Origin of the sequence: Caballeronia sordidicola (genome assembly GCF_001544455.2) — a bacterium.
Classification (GTDB): domain Bacteria; phylum Pseudomonadota; class Gammaproteobacteria; order Burkholderiales; family Burkholderiaceae; genus Caballeronia; species Caballeronia sordidicola.
The window spans coordinates 21,248-38,218 of sequence record NZ_FCOC02000031.1 but is presented as its reverse complement, the minus strand read 5'-3'; the positions used below and the strand labels follow the sequence as shown (position 1 = coordinate 38,218).

Sequence of the window (16,971 nt, the reverse complement as noted above, 5' to 3'; positions counted from 1 at the left end):
GGTCCGTGTAATTGACGCCTAGCTTCTGGCGGGTTCGGCTTTAAAGGACACTTGCTGCCTGGGCGAGCGCACGAAGATCGCAACGGACAACGCGCCCAGCGCCGCGATCAAGCCGGTCAAAAGAAACGCGCTCTTGAAGTTGCCGGACCATTGCACCAGGAAGCCGGTCGCGGCCGGCGCCACGATGCCCGCCAGATTCGCGATCAGATGGACAAAGCCGCTCACCGCACCGATGCGATTTTTTTCGACGGTATCGAGAATGATCGCGAAGTACGTGTTGAACGACGCATACATGAAGAAGACTGCTACGGCCATCAGCGTGACGGCGAGCGTCAGATCGGTCACGGCCCCCGTTGCCGCAATACACAGCGCGCCCGCGGCAAGGCTCGTGATCAGCACGAGCTTGCGCGCGAAAATGGCACGGCCTGTCTTCCGGTAAATCCAGTCGCACACAAAGCCGCCCGCCACTAGCCCGGTTGTTCCGACCAGCCACGGAATCACGCTCACCACCGACATCTTCTGGATGCTGAGGTGATGGGCCATGGTCAGGTAGCTGGGGAACCACGAGAGGAAGAAGTACAAAATGTACGCGTAGCCGAAGAACGCGAACGCCGTCGCCAGAATGCCCGGGCGCAGGAGGTAATGAAGCAGCGGACCCGTTTCTCCGGCAGGCGCATGCTGGACTTCGGCGCGTTCCTGACGCGCGTCGAGGCCGGACTCGGGCGCGACGTCGGGCTTGTCCTTCGCCCACAGCATCCACGCGACGACCCACAGCACGCCCACTGACGCAATCACGACAAACGACGTCCGCCAGCCGGCGCTCACCGCAATAAACCCGACAACGGGCCCCGCAAGCGCGGCGCCGAACGACTGCCCGGAATTTGCCACGCCAATGGCCGTCGCCTGATCCTTGCGCGCAAACCAGTTCGAAACGAGCTTGTTGATATTCGCGCAGTACGGCCCTTCGCCCATGCCGAAAATCACGCGCACCACCAAAAGGCTCGCAATGCTGAAGACGCCCGCCGTAAGGCCGCAGAACAGCGACCAGACCAGCATCGAGACGCTCAATACCGCCTTCGGGCCAAAGCGGTCCGACGCGTAGCCGCCAACGAAGCAGAACAGCGCATAACCGACAAAAAAGCTGCTGAAGACAATGCCGAGTTGCGCCGGATCGAGATGGAGATCCTTGGAGATCAACGGCGCGGTAATCGATAAAGCCGCCCGGTCGAGGTAGCTGATCATCCCGCCCACGAATAACAAAGTGATGAGTACCCAACGAGGCCGCTGTTGCGTCATGAACGTCTCCAGAATGATGGCGTCCGCTCTTATGCCGGCTTGCCACGTGGGATTGGATCAGCCGGACGTTTGATAAAAACGTCCTTTGCATCCAAAGTACATTCACTCTAGTAACCGGCTTTATCGATGTCAACGAATTCTTGAAGCGGGTTTACCCGCTTGGGGCACTGAGCCACAAACTGCCGGTGGATTGATCGGCCAGCATCAAGCCGCGACGAAACCGGGCGCCGCGCTGTTGCCAAGCTGCGCCGACAGTGCATCGGCTGCCTGGACCACGAGCGAGCGCAACTGATGCCGGCGCTGCGCATTCATGCGCGCAAGCGGCATGGAAATGCTCAATGCAGCGATGGTTTCGCCCGCGCCATTCGATATGGGCGCAGCCACGCACGCAATATTCGGATTCGATTCGCACTCCTCCCACGCGAAACGCTGCGAACGCGCTTCGCGAAGATGACGGCGCAATGCGTCGGGATCGGTGATCGATCTGTCGGTCAGGCGCGCGAGTGGCGCCATGCCAATGCGGCGTTCGAATTCGTCTTGCGGCAGCATGGCGAGCAGAATTTTTCCGAGCGCCGTGCATTGCGCCGGAAGCCTCACGCCAACAGTCGATGCGAGCGGCACCGCGTTGGGTGAATCGGCCTTCGCGATATAAAAAACCTTGCAGCCGTCGAGGACGCCGATCTGCGCGGTCTCTCCGCATTGCGCCGTCACGCGCTGCACGGTCTCACGCGCGAGCGCCTCGAAATCGAGTTCCGCGCTATACGCGTGACCGAGCACGGGCAAGCCGGGGCCAAGTGCAACTTCGCCCGTTTCCAGTTGCTTGATCATGCCGTGAACCGCCAGGGTGTGAACCAGTTCATAGGCGGCACTGCGGGGCAATTCGAGTGCGCGCGCGAGATCGGAAACGCGCATCGGCACCCGCTTTTGCGCGAGCAACGCGAGGATGCGAAGTCCCCGGTCGAGACCCGGAACGACCCTCATTCAACGCCTCTGCGCACACGCATCGCGCTGACGCATGCAATGGTCATTGCCCCACCTTTCGTGGCGCGTCTTTCCAGTAGCGCTCACGTAATGCGCGTTTGTCGGTCTTGCCGGTACTGGTTTTCGGGAACGCGTCCAGACGTTCTATGGAAAGGGGTTTCTTGTAGCCTGCAATCTGCGCCCGGCACGCGGCGAGGACGTCTTCATCGGCGCAATGCGCGCCAGGCTCTTCCACGATCAACGCGGTCACCGCCTCGCCCCACTTCTCGTGCGGCACGCCAATTACGGCCACATCCGCGACGCCATGCACGCCCGCGATCACGCGCTCCACTTCCGCCGGATAGATGTTGAAGCCGCCCGAGATCACGACGTCATTGCTGCGATCGACAATGCGGAAACGGCCGGATGCATCGATGCTCGCGAGATCGCCCGTATGCAGCCAGCCGTCGGCATCGAGCGCGGGACGCATTGCATCCTGCGTGAGCCAGTATCCCGCCGACACATGCGGCCCCCGCACGCAAATTTCGCCGATACCCTCCTTCACCGCGTCGAGCTTTACATCGCCGCCGGGAACCGCGCTACCCGCCGTCGCCAGCCGATGCTCACGTTCGGGACCCGCACCGTGTTCATCGATACCGAGACATGTGAGCGGAATCAACGCTTCGCTCATGCCGTAGAACTGCACGAGCACGGGACCGAAGATATCGTGCGCGCGTTCGAGTGTGGCGGGCGCGACTGGAGAGCCGCCATAGGGAATCGCTCGCATGGCAGGCAACGCTGGCGCGTGCGCCTTGAGTGTGCTTGCCTCGCGCGTGAGCGCGGCAAGCATGGTCGGCACGAGAGGCAGGCAGGTTGCTTCAAGCTCACGCGCACGATCGAGCGTGGCGGCGGGATCGAACCGGCGCAATGTTGCGATGGCGCCCCCGCTCGCCATATACGCCGACGAAACCGAGCCGCTGAAATGGCTCATCGGTGCGACGTGCAGGAGGATATCGCCGGGACCTGCTGGAGGAAGCCGGGTCAGCAGCCGCCGCGCCATTGCCGCCCACGCGCGATGTGTATTGATCGCGCCTTTCGGGCGGCCGGTCGTGCCGGAGGTGTACATCAGCGAAGCAATGTCGTCGGGAAGGATGTCGGGCAGAGCCGGCGCGTCGTTGCGTGCATCGATCAATCCGGCGAGCGTCAGTACAAAACCATCCACAGGATCAGCGGGGATGATCTCAAGCCCGTCAGCAGACTCGCGCAAAGCCGCCGCAAGATGCGCCTCGCAGACGATCACGCGCGCCCCGCAATCGCCGGCAATGAACGCCAGTTCGAGCGGATGCAGGCGCGGACTGACCGCCACGCGCACATAGCCCCACAGCGCAAGCGCACGCTCGATCACCACGGTCTCGGGACGATTGTCGAGCGCAAGCATCACGCGCGCGCCGCGAGGTGCAAGCGTTGCCAGCCTGCCCGCCACGCGCGAGGCCGCTTCGTAAAGCTGCCGGTACGTCATGGGTGCTTGCAGCGTACTGGTTGCATCGGACAAGTCGGGGAGCACGGCCACCTGCCCGGCATACCGGCGATGCGCTTCCTGCAGCAACGCCGCCCACGTGTCCGGCGGCGTTCCATGATCGTTCGTGTGTGACATTGCTTACCCGGTGCTCTGGCGCCGCATGTGCATCCAGAGGGCATTCATCTCGGCCACGATTTTCGCGGCTTCATCGCCATTTTTCAAGCGCGCGTGCAGCAGCAGGCCGCCGTCGCGCTGGTAGTCAGGATAATACGGCACGCGCGGACGAACGAAGGAGGCATCGAGGCTATCCAGCGTCGGCGCGAAAAAATGCGGACAGATGGCGTTGACGTGCGTGTCGGTCCAGGCCTCGCGATGACCCGGCTGGCCGCCGGCATCGGCGTAAAGACGGCGCTGCACGGGAGCATCGGCCACATACTTCAGGAAGCGTGCCGCGGCCTCCGTTTGTGTACAGCGATGCGACACCGCAAGCCCCACGCCACCAAGCATGCCGCCGCGCATTTCCGCCCCGGCCGAAGGCACGCCTGCGAACCTCAACGGGTGCAGTCCAGCCGATGGCCGCGCGTAATTCGAATAACCAAACGCCACCGGCGTATAGGCAATATCGCCGCTGCGGCTCATGTGCTCGAACAATTCGATGGGATCGGCATCCCATGACATCGGATGCGATAGCGCGAGCAATTCGCTCAATACACCGAGCGCGCGCGCACCCAGCGCTGGTTCTATACCTCTATCGGTCCACCACAAAGGCCGCAGATCGGCTTGACGCGTGGACGACGCAGCGAACGCATGGCAGATCGTCGCCCACGCAAGAAACAGGTGCGTCGGATTGGTGGGCACGGCAATCCACTGCCCGCGCGTTCTCAAATGCGCACCAAGCGCCAGCACGGCGTTCCAGTCTCGCGGAATCTCGGCATCGGCTGCACTGAGCAGGTCGGCACGATACGCGGCGACTTGCGCGGCGGCATCGACGGGAATCGCCCAGAGCGAGCCGTTCCATACGTAGCTCTCGAAGCTCGGCCCGACAGACGCCGCGCGAAGCTGCGCGAGCCATGAGGTATCGAACAGCGTGTCGAGCGGCTGCAGCGCGCGCTGTTCGAACGCCTTGCCCATGAACGGATGATCGATCGCGATCAGATCGTAGTCGGCCGCAAGGTCCGCAATCGACGCTTCCTCGAAGCCCTTGAGCGAACGCGCTTCCCATTCGATGGCCACGCCCTGATCGCTGAACGCACGCGTGGCGGCAAGCAACGGATCGAGTCCGCGCGGATGCGACCATGTCATGCCGCGCAGTTTCACCGGGCGTTGTTGATCGATTCCGCTCATGTGCCCGTCCCCCGAAGTGCGGCGCGTACAACGGCGTCATGCTCGCCGATGTACGGCACCGGCAACCGGTTGACGCCGTCCATGCCGCTCATGGTCACTGGCAAGCCGATTGCCCTGACCGAGTTGCCGCCCGGCGTGCTGATTTCTTCCACATAGGAATTGGCGGCGGTCTGTTCCTGCCCGACCATCTCGGAGACCGATTGCACCGGCGCCACCCACATGCCGGCTTCGGTGAGTTCATCGATCCATTGCGCCGCGGGCTTGTGCTTGAGCCGCTCCTTCAAAACGAGGTTGACTTCGTCGCGCTTCAAGAACCATTCGTCGTCCGTACAATCGATCATCGCGGCCGGCAGACTGAAAATTCCGGCGAGCTTCGCGCGCGGTGTCATCGACATCGCGATAAACCCATCTGCCGTTTCGTAGACGCCATAAGGCGCGTCGGTCCACGGCGCGGCAATGCCGGCTTCGCTGCGCTGCCATTCGAGGTCCGTATTCATGGCGACCAGCGCTTCCTGGCACTGGATAAGCAACGCCGTACCAAGCAAGCTCGCCTGCACGAGCCGCGGCGTCCCGTTCGCGCGGGCGCCATGCACGGCGGAGACAATCGAGAACGCGAGCAGGAACGCCGTCGATGCATCCAGCACCGGTGCGCCAACGGGTACGGGAGGACCATCGGCGGGACCCGAGTTGGCGGCAAGGCCGCTCATGCATTGCAACAGCATGTCCTGACCCGGCCGATGGATCAGCGGCCCCTTAGGCCCATATCCCGAACCCGACGCATAGACAAGACGCGGATTATGTTCGAGCAGCGCGTCATAACCCAGCCCCAGCCGTTCCATCACGCCCGGACGGAAATTTTCGACGACCACGTCGCAATGCTTCACGAGATCGCAGATCATCGCGCGGTCATCGGCATTCGTGAGGTCGGCGGTCATCGCGAGCTTGTTGCGGTTCATCGCGAGGAAATACGGCGACTCGCCATGCAGCCGCCGGCCGCGCGGGTTGTAGCTGCGCTCCCATTCGCCACTGACCGGACGCTCCACCTTGATCACCAGCGCGCCCATGTCGCCGAGCAACTGGGTCGCGACCGGTCCCATCATCATCTGCGTGAAATCGAGCACGGTGATATCGCGCAAGGGGCCATTCCCGCGATACTGATCGAGAAAATCACTCATGAGCGGTTTTCCTCCGGTCTACGGCGAGGACATGCAGGCAACTGAACACCACTGCGCCATCCTGGTTCGTCGCGGTATAGCGCTTGGTCACGAGCCCGATCTCCGGGCGCTTGTGCGGCGTGAGTTCGATCACCTCGGACTTCGCGATGACCGTGTCGCCCGCGCGAACCGGCGCGGGGAAACGCACTTTCTCGTAGCCGTACGAAATCGCGCGCAGGTTGTATTCCACGTTGAGGCCCGTGACCAGCGCGAAGGTCAGCATGCCGTGCGCGAGCCTGCCGCCATAGCGCGGGTCGGCATAGGTCGCATCTGTATGCGCCGGGTGGAAGTCGAGCGTGAGACCGGCGAACTGGCTGATGTCGCCCTGGTCGACTGTGCGGCGGCGCTCGCCCTCCTGTTCTCCCAGCACATAGTCTTCGAAATAACGTTCAACGGTTTGCCAGCCTGGCATGAGACTTACTCCCCTTTCAATGATGTAGCTGCAAGCGGCGCGCGCGGCGGCGTGCGGCCCCAGACGAGAATGGCGACCACGCCTGCTATACACACGCCCGCCGACACGCCGAACGTAAGCACCCACGAGTGCGTGCGATCGACGATTGCCCCCACGGCCAGCGGCGCGAACACGCCGGATGTGTTCGCCAGAAAATGCACGAAGCCGACAACGCCGCCCAGGCGCGACTTCGGAATGGTGTCGGAGATGAGCGTGAAATACTGGCTGCCGGTGAGATACAGCAGGAACACGACCGACGACATCAGCACCATCGCTCCCGTAAGCGTGGTCGCGAGCCCGACGAAGCACAACAGGATAGCGGTGAGCGTCAGCCCGACCACGATCACGCTCTTGCGCGCGAACGCGGGACGCCCGGTACGCACGGCGATGTTGTCCGTCAGCACGCCGCCGAGCAAATACCCCACGAAGCCAAGCAACCAGGGCAGCGCGCCCGTCAGCGCCACTTCCTTCAGGTTCACGCCGCGCGCTTCGACCAGGTAAACCGGGAACCACGAAAGGAACGAATACAGCACCCATGCATAGCCGAAGAACGCGAGCGCGGTTGCGAGCACCAGCGGCTGGCGAATGTAAAAGCTCACTGGCGGCGCATCTTCGTCCGCCACTTGCGCGACGTCCGGGTCGACGATGTCGGCAATATCGGTGGCGTCCTGCTCGACGGCCCACGGATGTTTCTCGGGTGTATCGCGCACCAGCACGAACCAGCCAACGGTCATCAGCAAGCCGAGTACGCCCAGCACAATAAACGGCGTGCGCCAGTCGCCCGTTCCTGCAATCAACCACGCAACGAGCGGCGTGCCAATCGCGCCGCCAAGCGGCGTGCAGCCCTGCGATACCCCGACCGCCGTGCCCATCTGCCGTTGCGGAAACCAGTTGCGCATGGTCTTGATGGTCACCGCGCCTTGCGGTCCTTCACCAAAGCCGAACAGAAAGCGGATCACCATGAAGCTGAGATAACCCGCGCCCGCTGCGGTCAGCGCGGTGAACAGGCTCCACCAGCCGACCGCCATGCCCATGACCACGCGCGGCCCGTATTTGTCGGAAAGCCACCCGCCGATAAAACAGAACGGCGCATAGCCGATAAAAAACACGCTTGATATCAGCCCGAACTCGGTCTTGGTGAGCCCGAACTCCTTGATGATGTGCGAGCCCGCGACACCGAGCGCCGCCCGATCCGCGTAGTTCAGGATCAGCACCAGCGACGTGATGGCCAGGATCACCCAGCGCAACCGCATGCGGCCGGTGGTTGCCGGGCTGGCTGCGGTGAGCTCACCGGCAGGTCCTCGAGTGCTTCGGGTCATCGCGGTCTCCTTCGTTTTGTCTGGTATGTCAGACACACTGTTGCTTTCTATTACGTTTTCATCGATGTGGCCCAGTGTAGAAGGCTCGTTTTACTCTTGCATACCCGGGTTAACTCGCATCCGAAGTTTTAAGCACGCATGCGAACTCACCAAATTTTTTATATTCCTGCTCTTTAAACCGCGCCGTTTTGTGTAAGATATAACAAAATCTAACACCGGCAAGGATCGATTTTCATGGCGACACCGATCAAGAGTTCTCGCACGCAGGCCATCCTCGAGCTACTCGCCGAGCGTGGCAGCGTGTCGCTCAAGGACCTGACCGCCTTGCTGGACGCGTCGGAGATGACGCTGCGCCGTGACCTCAAGGACCTCGAAGTCCGCGGCCTCGCACGCCGCGTACACGGCGGCGCGGTGCTGGCTTCGGATCGGGACCCGGGCTATTGGCTGCGTTTCAAGCAGTTCCAGAAAGAGAAGCGCGCAATCGGGATTGCAGCGGCGCGCCAGGTTGAAACAGGCCAGTCGATTTACCTCGATACCGGCACGACCGCCATCGAAGTCGCCCGCGCGCTCGTGCGGCGCAGTCTTGAAGAGAACCTGAAAGTGCGCGTGAGCACGCATGCCATCAACATTGGCGCGGAACTGGCCGGGCATCCGAACATCACGCTTCATCAGATTGGCGGCGAGATCTATCCCGACACCTTTGGCGCGAGCGGACCCGCCACGCTCGCGCAGATCGGCGCTCTCAACTTCGACCTGTTTTTTCTTGGGGTATCGGGTATCGACATTGTGGCGGGATGGACTGCGAGCAGCCCGGTCGGTATCGATGTGAAACAAGCGGTGCTGCAACGCGCGCGCCGCGTGTTCGCCATTGCCGACAGTTCGAAGTGGGAAAAGGTCTGCTTCGCCTCGATCACGCCAATAGACGCCGTGGATGGCTGGCACACGGACGCGCGCCTGCCGGAGGAAGTCGGCGACGCATTACGCCAGCGCGGCGTGAATGTATTGCGAGCCGCCGATGAATGAAGAATCAACGCCCTGCGCGACGTTAGTTCTGGCAAGCCACGTACTAGCCAAATTTCAGCCGAGCATGATGACGAAAATGAGGATGACTCACAATGAACAGCAATGACATCGTGGTGAAGACACTGCGTGAAAGCCTGGGCGAAGCAGCCGTATCGACAGAACTTGCCGTGTTACAGGCCCATTCAAACGACGCATGGCCGTTCGCCGCCAAGTGGACGGCAGAGGAAGCCGGCGCGCATCGTCCGGCTTGCGTCGTGCAGCCTGTGGATGCACAAGGGGTGCGCGAGGCGGTGCGTATCGCCACGCAGCAAGGGTTCTCAATCGTGCCGTTCGGCGCGGGCTCCGGCGTGACCGGCGCGGCCGTGCCAGCGGCGGGATCGGTGGTGATCGACCTGCGAAAGATGAACGCCATCGTTCACCTGGATGAAGACAATCTCATGGTCACGGTCGGACCCGGCGTGATAGGCGGCGATCTCGAGCGCTGGCTTGGCGAGCGCGGCTTCACGCTCGGGCACTATCCGCAGTCCCTGTATCTCGCGTCGATGGGCGGACTCGTCTCCACGCGCTCGACCGGCACGTTTTCGAGCAAGTACGGCGGCATCGAAGACCTGCTGCTCGGACTCGAAGCCGTGTTGCCCGATGGCGAGACCGTCGCCTTCCGACCAACACCGCGATCGGCGGCGGGACCGAGCCTCGCGAACCTTTTTATCGGCGCGGAAGGCGCGTTTGGACTCATCACGCAAGTGACCGTGCGCGTATTTCCGAAAGCGGAGCGGCTGGCGTTATCGGGCTATGCATTCGATGACCTTGCGAGCGCCACCCGCGCCTTGCGCGAAGCGTACGGACGCCACGTACGCGCGGCCGTCTTGCGTCTTTACGATGCAATCGAGGCGGAAGGGTTGTACGCGCGGGTGGGCGAGAACCTGAACAAACCGCTGCTGATAGTGGGCCACGAAGGCGCGAGCGAGATCGTGGAAGCGGAGCAAAAAGTACTCTCGGACATCGCGATACGGCATGGCGCAACGCCGCTTGGCGAGGCGATTGGCGCGGCATGGGAAGCCCATCGTTTCGATGCAAGCTGGCTCACGCGCGGCAATGACGGCCCAGGACGCATGGCCGATGCAATCGAAGTCGCCGCATCGTGGAACGAACTCGTGCCGCTCTATGAAAAGCTGATGCAGGATGTCGCGCCGCTTTGCAGCAAGGCAATGGGTCACTACTCGCATTTCTATTCGACCGGCGCGTGCCTCTACTTCATCTTCTTCGTGGACGCCGCCGACAGCGCCGCCGCCCGCGAGCGTTATCTGAAGGTGTGGGACACGGTCATGGCGCGCGTGCTCGCGGCCGGTGGCACCATTGGACATCATCACGGCGTGGGTCTCGCTCGCGCCGCGCGGATGAAAGACGAACTCGGCAGCGGCTTCGCCATGCTCGAACGGATCAAGCACGCACTCGATCCGCGCAACCTCATGAACCCCGGCAAGTTCGGGATCGGCGCTGCCCCTGACGCGGGCGCTCGCCTCAACGATCAATGAACGGAGCCACGCATGCCGCACTCTGAATCCGCACTCCCTGTTGTAGGTATTACTCTTGGCGACGCGGCGGGCATTGGCCCGGAAATCATCGCCAAGTCGTTTGCTTCAGGCGCGCTGTACGACACATGCCGCCCGCTCGTGATCGGCGACGCGCGCATTGTCCGCAACGCGCTCGCGCTGGCTTCCGGCAACGGCGATCAACCGGCGGGCTTGCCGCTGAGCGTACGGGCGATTCATTCCGTGGATGAAGCACGCTACGAGCCTGGCGTGATCGACGTCTTCGACCTCGAAAACCTCGCGCCCGACAGCTTCACGCCCGGCCAGATCAACGCCTCATGCGGCGCGGCGTTCGTGGAATACATTCGCACGGCGGCGCAGATGGCGCTCGATGGCCGTATCGACGCCATTGCTTCAGCGCCCACCAACAAGGAAGCAATGCACGCGGCCGGCCACTTCTATGCGGGACAAACGGAAGTCTTCGCCGAAGCCACGGGCACCAAGAACTTCTTCACGGTGCTCACGGGCGGCAAGGTGAAAGTGTTCCTGGTCTCGTCGCATGTGTCGCTCAGGCAGGCTATCGATCTCGTCACGCAGGAACGTGTGGAGCGCGTGATCCGGATCGCGCGCGAGGCATTGCGCGATCTGTGGCATATCGACGATCCCAAGCTCGCGGTCGCGGGGCTCAATCCGCACGCGGGCGATGGCGGCCTCTTCGGGCGCGAGGAAATCGAACACGTGATTCCCGTAATGGAACGTCTGCGCGGCGAAGGGTTCCAGCTCGTCGGGCCGGGTCCCGCCGACAGCCTCTATTATTCGGCGGAGCAAGGCACGTTCGATGGCGTGATCGGCATGTATCACGATCAAGGGGTGATTCCGCTCAAGCGCTACGGTTATGTGACCGTGATCGCGGGAACGCCGATCATTCGAACCACGGCGGGTCACGGGACCGCTTACGACATTACCGGCAAGGGCATTGCAAAGTGCGACGTGCTGGTTCGCGCGATCCTGCTTGCCGCTGAACTCGCGGATCTGCGCCGGCGCACGGCGGCGACCGCCGCTTCAAGCTGACGGAGCAGCGTCATGAACGGTTCCATTGCGGTCATTGCGGACGATCTTTCGGGCGCGAGCAGCACCGGCGCCGAATTCGCGCGCTGCGGATTGTCGACCGTGCTCGTGCAGGATTCAGATGCAGTTCGCGCGCAAGGCAACGCGGCCCAGGTGCTGATCTTCGATACCGAATCGCGCTACGATACGCCGCCTCGGGCACGCGAGAAAGTGTCCGATGCCGCGCGCGCATTGCAGCGGCTCGGCCCGGCGTTCATCGTGAAGAAGTTCGATTCCCTGCTGCGCGGACCGTTCGGACACGAGATCGACGCAATCATGTCAGCGTGCGCGCAGGAGCGCTGCGTGGTGCTGTGTGCATCGCCGAAAATGGGGCGCATTACAGTTGGCGGCTATCAACTCGTCGATGGCCTGCCGCTCGCCGAACGCATGCGCATGGTTGACCCGGGCGCGCCGGTGGCATCGTCGTATGTGCCCGACCGGTTGCGTGAACAGACGGCGCGCCCGGTTCATTGTCTCGATGCCCGCGTGATCGCGGGAGGCGCTGCAGCGCTGGCCGCGTTTTTCGATGCGGTGGGACACGGCATCGTGGTCGCCGATAGCGCCACGCAAGCCGACCTCAACGCGGTGGTTGCGGCAGCGCACGGCGCGGGCGTCCGGTTCTTTGCGGGAACGTACGGCCTCGGCGAAGCGTTGCGTCCGTATGCGGGCGGTGCACGCAGTGCATCGGCGGTATTGGTGGTTGCCGGTTCCACCAGCGACATGACGCGCAAGCAGGTCGCGCGGCTGGAGGCGGCTATCGATGCGCGCAGCGTCGTGCTTGAACTCGGCCCGGCATTTTTCGAGCAATCCTGTGAAGCGTTCGGCGCGCCCTATATTGAACGGCTGCGCGGCGGCGGCGATCTCCTGTTGCACACATCCGGTTCACATGAGGCGAGCGACCGCGTGCGGCAACTCGCGGCCAAAGCCGGCTGGGATGAGCCAATGCTTGCCGCGCGCATCGAAGCATTGCTGCAGTTTCTGGTTACGCCTTTTCTGCCGCGCTGCAATGCGTTCGTATTTTCGGGCGGGGCAACGGCGCAATCGATCTTCCGCCTGCTCGGTGCGGACGGGCTGACCATCTACGGTCACGAAGTGCTGCCCGGCACGCCGGTGGCAACGGTCAGGGGCGGCGCTTACGATCGCCGTCCGTTCCTGACCAAGCCAGGATCGTTCGGGACATCTGATGATCTTGTCACCATGGTCAACTTCGCCCGCTTTGCTCTGACTTGAAGCGCGAAAAGCCTACACGTTGGACAAGCGCTTGCGCGCGAGCCGCGCGGCAGCCAGGTCCCATGCCGCGCACCCGACGCTCTTGAAGAGCACCGGACGATCGGACGGCCTGCCCCATGTTCCATCGATAACAGCGGCCAGCGCATCCACCGCCGTCCAGTCGACGCCCGCCTGAATCAGATCGCCCGCTTCGTGTTTCGCGCCCGCTGGATCGTCCACGACCACGGCGCTCGCATGAACAATGGGGGAGGCGATTTCTGCTCCGTCCGGTGTGAATGCGCCGACTCCGACAACCAGCCGCGCCACGCGCGCCGCATCGCGATAGACCGGCGTCCTGCTCGTGGTGAGCGTGACGACCACGTCCACGTCATCCGGCACGATGTCGTTGTCGAGCGCCACCATTCCCTCACGCGTTGCCGCAAACCGCTGCGCCGATTGCAACGACGAACCCTTGACGTAAAGCGTGGCCTCCGGAAACAGCGCGGCGAACGCCTCGGCGTGATTGCTCGCCTGCTTGCCCGTGCCGATCAGCAGAATGGACTTCACACTGCGCGCAAGACGCCTGATGCCAAGCGCCGATATTCCCGCAGTTCGCCTGCCCGTGACCGTGGGGCCATCGAGTGTGAAAAGCGCTTGGCCCGTGATCGAATCGTAAGCCGTCACTTGGCCATGGATGGTCGGCAATCCCTTCGCGCCGTTTCCCGGGCAGACGTTCACTAGCTTGTGAATGGCAAGATCGGCCGCGCTCGCGGGCATGGACAGCATCACGCCGTTTGCCTGCAAAGACACCACGAGCCGCTCCGGACTCACGATCTTTCCCGCGCCATATTCGGTCACGGCAACGCTCAATGCATCGACGAGTTCCACATAGGGAAGCAGCGCCGCGGTCTGTTGTTCATCGAAGGATTCGATCATGTTCATCGCACCAGGAAGCCGTAGGTAAGCGGATCGCGATCGTCGATGATCCAGTTCGCGAAACCGCAGATATAAGCATTGCCCTCGATTTCGGGAATGACCGCATCGAAGGAACCGAGCTTCGTTTCGCTCAGCACGCGGCCCTTGAATACAGTGCCGATCACCGACTCGTTGACGAGTGTTTCGTCCTTCTTCAACCTGCCCCGCAAGTACAGTTGCGCGACGCGGCCGGCAGTGCCCGAACCCGTTGGCGAACGATCGACTTCGCGGTCGGCGAACACGCAGCAATTCGCCTGCGATGAACCCCCGTGCCGAGGTTCGTTCGCGATAATCGTGCCGTAGATATGGTTCAGTTCTGGAATCTCAGGATGCACGACCTTCACCGCCGCGTTGGCGGCAGCCTTCACTTCGGCGCCGAACTGGATCAGCTTATCGACTGCCGACTCGCGGATCGGCAGGTCAAAAGGCGCGCCATCGGTATAGAAATAAAACGCGCCGCCAAAAGCGATGTCGCCGGTCACGCTACCGAACGATGGCGTCTGAACGGTAACGTCGCGTTGCCAGATGAACGAAGGAACGTTGACGAAACGCACATTGCCCGCATGGTTGCCGTCCCATTGAACGAACGCTTCAATGAAACCGCAAGGCGCGTCGATACCCACACGCGTTTCAGGTTCCGTCCGCTCGATCCATCCCAACTCGACCGCCGCCGTCGCAAGCCCGATGACACCGTGGCCGCAATGGTCGCTATAGCCCTCGTTGTGAACGAAGATGATGCCGAAGTCGGCGCCTTCGCTGACCGGTTCGGTGAGGTAACCGCCGTACATGTCGGCGTGACCGCGCGGCTCGAACATCAGCGCGCGGCGAATGTGGTCGGCATGTTCCTTCAGCCACGCGCGGCGCGCGACAATCGTCTTGCCCTGCATCTTCGGCAAACCGCTCGTCACAATGCGAAACGCTTCCCCTCCGGTATGAACTTCGACCGTGCTGATTGCATTCGTGATTTTCATTTCGTGTCCGGTTCGCTAACTGCCGGACTCATTGCCCGTACGCGACCGGCAGGCCGTCCTTGATCTCGTACACGGTCGTGGGCGCGCCCTTCAGGTCGCCCTTGGCGTCAAAGGAATAGGTGCCGGCAATGCCCTTATAGTCGGTCTTCGCGAGTTGCGCGATCAGCTTCGCGCGATCGGTGGTCGTACCCGCCTTCACCATGGCGTCGGCGAGCAGCATCATGCCGTCGTAGTAGCTTACAGCGTAGACCTGCGTGTCAGTGTGATACGTGTCCTTGTAACGCTTCACAAAGTCGCGGCCCGCGGCCGTTTTCTCGAGCGACGTTCCCCCTTGCGCGCAATACACGATCGACGCGGCATCGCCCGCGACCTTGCCCATGTCGGCGGAACAAATGCCGTCGCCGCCGAGCAGCTTCGCGCGCACGCCGCGCTGGCGCATCTGCTTCGCCATTGGCGCGCCTTGCGCAGCGTAGCCGCCGAAGAAGATGACGTCCGGATTCTTCGCCTTGATCGTGGTCAGGATGCCGAGGAAATCGGTCGCGCTGGAATTGGTGTACTGGTTGTCGACGATCTGAATGCCTTGCGCCTTTGCCACGTTCACGAACTGCTCGGCGACGCCCTGGCCATAAGCTGTGCGATCGTCGATAACCGCCGCCGTTTTCGCCTTCAGCGTCTTCTTCGCGAACACGGCCATTGCGCCGCCCAGTTGTTCGTCGCTCGCGCCAATGCGGAAAATATTCTTGAAGCCCTGCGTGGTCAGCGCGGGGTTCGATGCCACCGGCAGCATGGGAATTCCTGCCGTGCTGAAAACCCGCGACGCCGGAATCGCGACGCCAGAGTTGTAGGGTCCGAGCACGGCGACCACGCCACTGTCGGCGAGTTTCTGGGCGATTTGAACGCCAATTTTCGGATCAGCCTGGTCGTCTTCCGAGTCCAGTTTGAAGGTCACTGTTTTGCCCGCGACCGTCACGCCTTTCTTGTTCAGATCCTCCACGGCCAGGCGCGCGCCATTCTCGTTATCCTTGCCATTGACCGCTTGCGGACCGGTCAATGGCGCCGAATGACCAATCGTCACCACTTCTTGCGCGTGGGCGCCCATGCTTGCCAATGCGGCGGCGGCCATCAACCCTGCGACTGTCTTGTTCATTTATTTCGCTCCGTGTGGGACTATACTGGTCTTCATTGCATACCAATTAATGTAGACCACAAATGGTCATGGTCGCAACCATTTCAAAATAAAGCGGACCCATTCTGGTTTGTTTTTTGACCAAGTAGATTGAATCATCCGCTTTGCCACGTTAGCGAGAACACGAATGTCAGCGGTGCACGCCGAACTGGACGGCTCATTCCGGCCCAGGCAAATTTATGAACAGGTATCGCAGAAAATTCGCGACGAGATTGCGGCCGGGCGTTTCATGCCCGAGTCGCGGCTGCCTTCCGAACGCGACCTCGCCGCATTGTTCGGCGTGGGGCGGCCGGCCGTGCGCGAGGCGATCGGCGCGCTGCAGAACGAAGGGCTGGTCATAACAAAACGGAACTCCGGGACGTTCGTGTGCGGCGACGCGTTCGACCGTCTGTCGCACGGAAGCGCGAGCAGCGCGCAAGCCGCGGACTTCAGCCCGAGTTCCACGCTCGACGTACGCATGGTCCTCGAACCTGCCATCGCCCGGCGCGCCGCTGCACGCGCTCAACGCGACCGGCTGGCCGAACACTATCTCGGTCAGATGGAAAACATCTACGACATCGACGACCCCGCGCAGCGCGCCTTATGGAACAGCAGCGACCGGTTGTTCCACCGGCAACTCGCCGTCATGACGGGCGACGCCCTGATGGTCAAGATCGCCGACGAGGTCGCGAGTTCGATGGACCAGCCCTTGTGGAAACGCCTGAAAGACGAAGGCATCTACGACGCAGGCCGCATCCGTCTCTACGTGGCCGAGCACAGGCTGATCTACGAGGCGGTGATCCAGGGCGACGCCAATGCCGCCGCGTTCTACGTCGAGCAGCATATCAAGCGCGTGGAAAGGGACATCACGCCGAAGTGAATCCCG

15 protein-coding genes are annotated in these 16,971 nt (G+C 62.4%); 5 read left to right on the top strand and 10 right to left on the bottom strand.

Annotated features, from left to right (window positions below; translation table 11 throughout):
• Window positions 1-18 precede the first annotated feature (18 nt).
• From AWB64_RS28755 to AWB64_RS28725, 7 genes are all read right to left on the bottom strand, one after another.
• Window positions 19-1,296, bottom strand: a complete 1,278-nt coding sequence (locus tag AWB64_RS28755) for an MFS transporter (RefSeq protein ID WP_060858813.1) — start codon at window positions 1,294-1,296, stop codon at window positions 19-21.
• Between the two features lie 204 nt (window positions 1,297-1,500).
• Complete coding sequence (locus AWB64_RS28750) at window positions 1,501-2,277, bottom strand: IclR family transcriptional regulator (RefSeq protein ID WP_060858812.1); 777 nt, start codon at window positions 2,275-2,277, stop codon at window positions 1,501-1,503.
• A 43-nt stretch (window positions 2,278-2,320) separates the two neighbouring features.
• Window positions 2,321-3,910, bottom strand: a complete 1,590-nt coding sequence (locus AWB64_RS28745) for a class I adenylate-forming enzyme family protein (RefSeq protein ID WP_060858811.1) — start codon at window positions 3,908-3,910, stop codon at window positions 2,321-2,323.
• A 3-nt stretch (window positions 3,911-3,913) separates the two neighbouring features.
• Window positions 3,914-5,119 carry an ABC transporter substrate-binding protein gene (locus AWB64_RS28740; RefSeq protein WP_060858810.1) on the bottom strand — a complete coding sequence of 402 codons (1,206 nt, stop codon included), beginning with the start codon at window positions 5,117-5,119 and terminating at the stop codon, window positions 3,914-3,916.
• Window positions 5,116-6,294 carry a CaiB/BaiF CoA transferase family protein gene (locus AWB64_RS28735; protein WP_060858809.1) on the bottom strand — a complete coding sequence of 393 codons (1,179 nt, stop codon included), beginning with the start codon at window positions 6,292-6,294 and terminating at the stop codon, window positions 5,116-5,118. The genes AWB64_RS28740 and AWB64_RS28735 overlap by 4 nt, the downstream gene beginning before the upstream one ends.
• Complete coding sequence (locus AWB64_RS28730; RefSeq protein WP_060858808.1) at window positions 6,287-6,745, bottom strand: MaoC family dehydratase; 459 nt, start codon at window positions 6,743-6,745, stop codon at window positions 6,287-6,289. Before AWB64_RS28730 ends, AWB64_RS28735 begins: the two co-directional genes overlap by 8 nt.
• A 5-nt stretch (window positions 6,746-6,750) precedes the next feature.
• The gene (locus tag AWB64_RS28725) at window positions 6,751-8,103 is read right to left on the bottom strand and encodes an MFS transporter (RefSeq protein WP_208603330.1); all 1,353 of its coding nucleotides are present in this window, start codon (window positions 8,101-8,103) and stop codon (window positions 6,751-6,753) included.
• A 234-nt stretch (window positions 8,104-8,337) separates the two neighbouring features.
• Here AWB64_RS28725 and AWB64_RS28720 point away from each other — a divergent pair, with 234 nt between their 5' ends.
• From AWB64_RS28720 to AWB64_RS28705, 4 genes are all read left to right on the top strand, one after another.
• A complete protein-coding gene (locus AWB64_RS28720; protein ID WP_060858806.1) occupies window positions 8,338-9,126 on the top strand; it encodes a DeoR/GlpR family DNA-binding transcription regulator in 789 nt (262 codons plus the stop codon).
• A gap of 92 nt (window positions 9,127-9,218) precedes the next feature.
• Window positions 9,219-10,661: an FAD-binding oxidoreductase gene (locus AWB64_RS28715; protein WP_060858805.1), complete on the top strand. Its 1,443-nt coding sequence runs from the start codon at window positions 9,219-9,221 to the stop codon at window positions 10,659-10,661.
• Between the two features lie 12 nt (window positions 10,662-10,673).
• A complete protein-coding gene (gene pdxA, locus AWB64_RS28710) occupies window positions 10,674-11,729 on the top strand; it encodes a 4-hydroxythreonine-4-phosphate dehydrogenase PdxA (protein WP_060858804.1) in 1,056 nt (351 codons plus the stop codon).
• A gap of 12 nt (window positions 11,730-11,741) precedes the next feature.
• Window positions 11,742-12,995 carry a four-carbon acid sugar kinase family protein gene (locus AWB64_RS28705; protein WP_060858803.1) on the top strand — a complete coding sequence of 418 codons (1,254 nt, stop codon included), beginning with the start codon at window positions 11,742-11,744 and terminating at the stop codon, window positions 12,993-12,995.
• 12 nt (window positions 12,996-13,007) lie between these two features.
• Here the strand turns inward: AWB64_RS28705 and lhpI are convergent, their stop codons facing one another.
• Genes lhpI through AWB64_RS28690 form a run of 3 tightly spaced genes read right to left on the bottom strand, consistent with a single transcriptional unit; the run spans window position 13,008 to window position 16,067 of the window.
• Complete coding sequence (gene lhpI, locus AWB64_RS28700) at window positions 13,008-13,910, bottom strand: bifunctional Delta(1)-pyrroline-2-carboxylate/Delta(1)-piperideine-2-carboxylate reductase (protein ID WP_244164241.1); 903 nt, start codon at window positions 13,908-13,910, stop codon at window positions 13,008-13,010.
• A 2-nt stretch (window positions 13,911-13,912) separates the two neighbouring features.
• Complete coding sequence (lhpH, locus tag AWB64_RS28695) at window positions 13,913-14,920, bottom strand: trans-3-hydroxy-L-proline dehydratase (RefSeq protein WP_060858801.1); 1,008 nt, start codon at window positions 14,918-14,920, stop codon at window positions 13,913-13,915.
• A gap of 28 nt (window positions 14,921-14,948) precedes the next feature.
• Window positions 14,949-16,067 carry a branched-chain amino acid ABC transporter substrate-binding protein gene (locus tag AWB64_RS28690; protein ID WP_060858800.1) on the bottom strand — a complete coding sequence of 373 codons (1,119 nt, stop codon included), beginning with the start codon at window positions 16,065-16,067 and terminating at the stop codon, window positions 14,949-14,951.
• Between the two features lie 166 nt (window positions 16,068-16,233).
• Between AWB64_RS28690 and AWB64_RS28685 the strand changes: the two genes are divergently transcribed.
• Window positions 16,234-16,965, top strand: a complete 732-nt coding sequence (locus tag AWB64_RS28685; RefSeq protein ID WP_060858799.1) for a FadR/GntR family transcriptional regulator — start codon at window positions 16,234-16,236, stop codon at window positions 16,963-16,965.
• Window positions 16,966-16,971 lie beyond the last annotated feature (6 nt).

Bases quoted from the DNA above. Each gene is read 5' to 3' on its own strand.
- AWB64_RS28755 (WP_060858813.1), bottom strand. From the start codon at position 1,296: ATGACGCAACAGCGGCCTCGTTGGGTACTCATCACTTTGTTATTCGTG.
- AWB64_RS28750 (WP_060858812.1), bottom strand. From the start codon at position 2,277: ATGAGGGTCGTTCCGGGTCTCGACCGGGGACTTCGCATCCTCGCGTTG.
- AWB64_RS28745 (WP_060858811.1), bottom strand. From the start codon at position 3,910: ATGTCACACACGAACGATCATGGAACGCCGCCGGACACGTGGGCGGCG.
- AWB64_RS28740 (WP_060858810.1), bottom strand. From the start codon at position 5,119: ATGAGCGGAATCGATCAACAACGCCCGGTGAAACTGCGCGGCATGACA.
- AWB64_RS28735 (WP_060858809.1), bottom strand. From the start codon at position 6,294: ATGAGTGATTTTCTCGATCAGTATCGCGGGAATGGCCCCTTGCGCGAT.
- AWB64_RS28730 (WP_060858808.1), bottom strand. From the start codon at position 6,745: ATGCCAGGCTGGCAAACCGTTGAACGTTATTTCGAAGACTATGTGCTG.
- AWB64_RS28725 (WP_208603330.1), bottom strand. From the start codon at position 8,103: ATGACCCGAAGCACTCGAGGACCTGCCGGTGAGCTCACCGCAGCCAGC.
- AWB64_RS28720 (WP_060858806.1), top strand. From the start codon at position 8,338: ATGGCGACACCGATCAAGAGTTCTCGCACGCAGGCCATCCTCGAGCTA.
- AWB64_RS28715 (WP_060858805.1), top strand. From the start codon at position 9,219: ATGAACAGCAATGACATCGTGGTGAAGACACTGCGTGAAAGCCTGGGC.
- pdxA (WP_060858804.1), top strand. From the start codon at position 10,674: ATGCCGCACTCTGAATCCGCACTCCCTGTTGTAGGTATTACTCTTGGC.
- AWB64_RS28705 (WP_060858803.1), top strand. From the start codon at position 11,742: ATGAACGGTTCCATTGCGGTCATTGCGGACGATCTTTCGGGCGCGAGC.
- lhpI (WP_244164241.1), bottom strand. From the start codon at position 13,910: ATGATCGAATCCTTCGATGAACAACAGACCGCGGCGCTGCTTCCCTAT.
- lhpH (WP_060858801.1), bottom strand. From the start codon at position 14,920: ATGAAAATCACGAATGCAATCAGCACGGTCGAAGTTCATACCGGAGGG.
- AWB64_RS28690 (WP_060858800.1), bottom strand. From the start codon at position 16,067: ATGAACAAGACAGTCGCAGGGTTGATGGCCGCCGCCGCATTGGCAAGC.
- AWB64_RS28685 (WP_060858799.1), top strand. From the start codon at position 16,234: ATGTCAGCGGTGCACGCCGAACTGGACGGCTCATTCCGGCCCAGGCAA.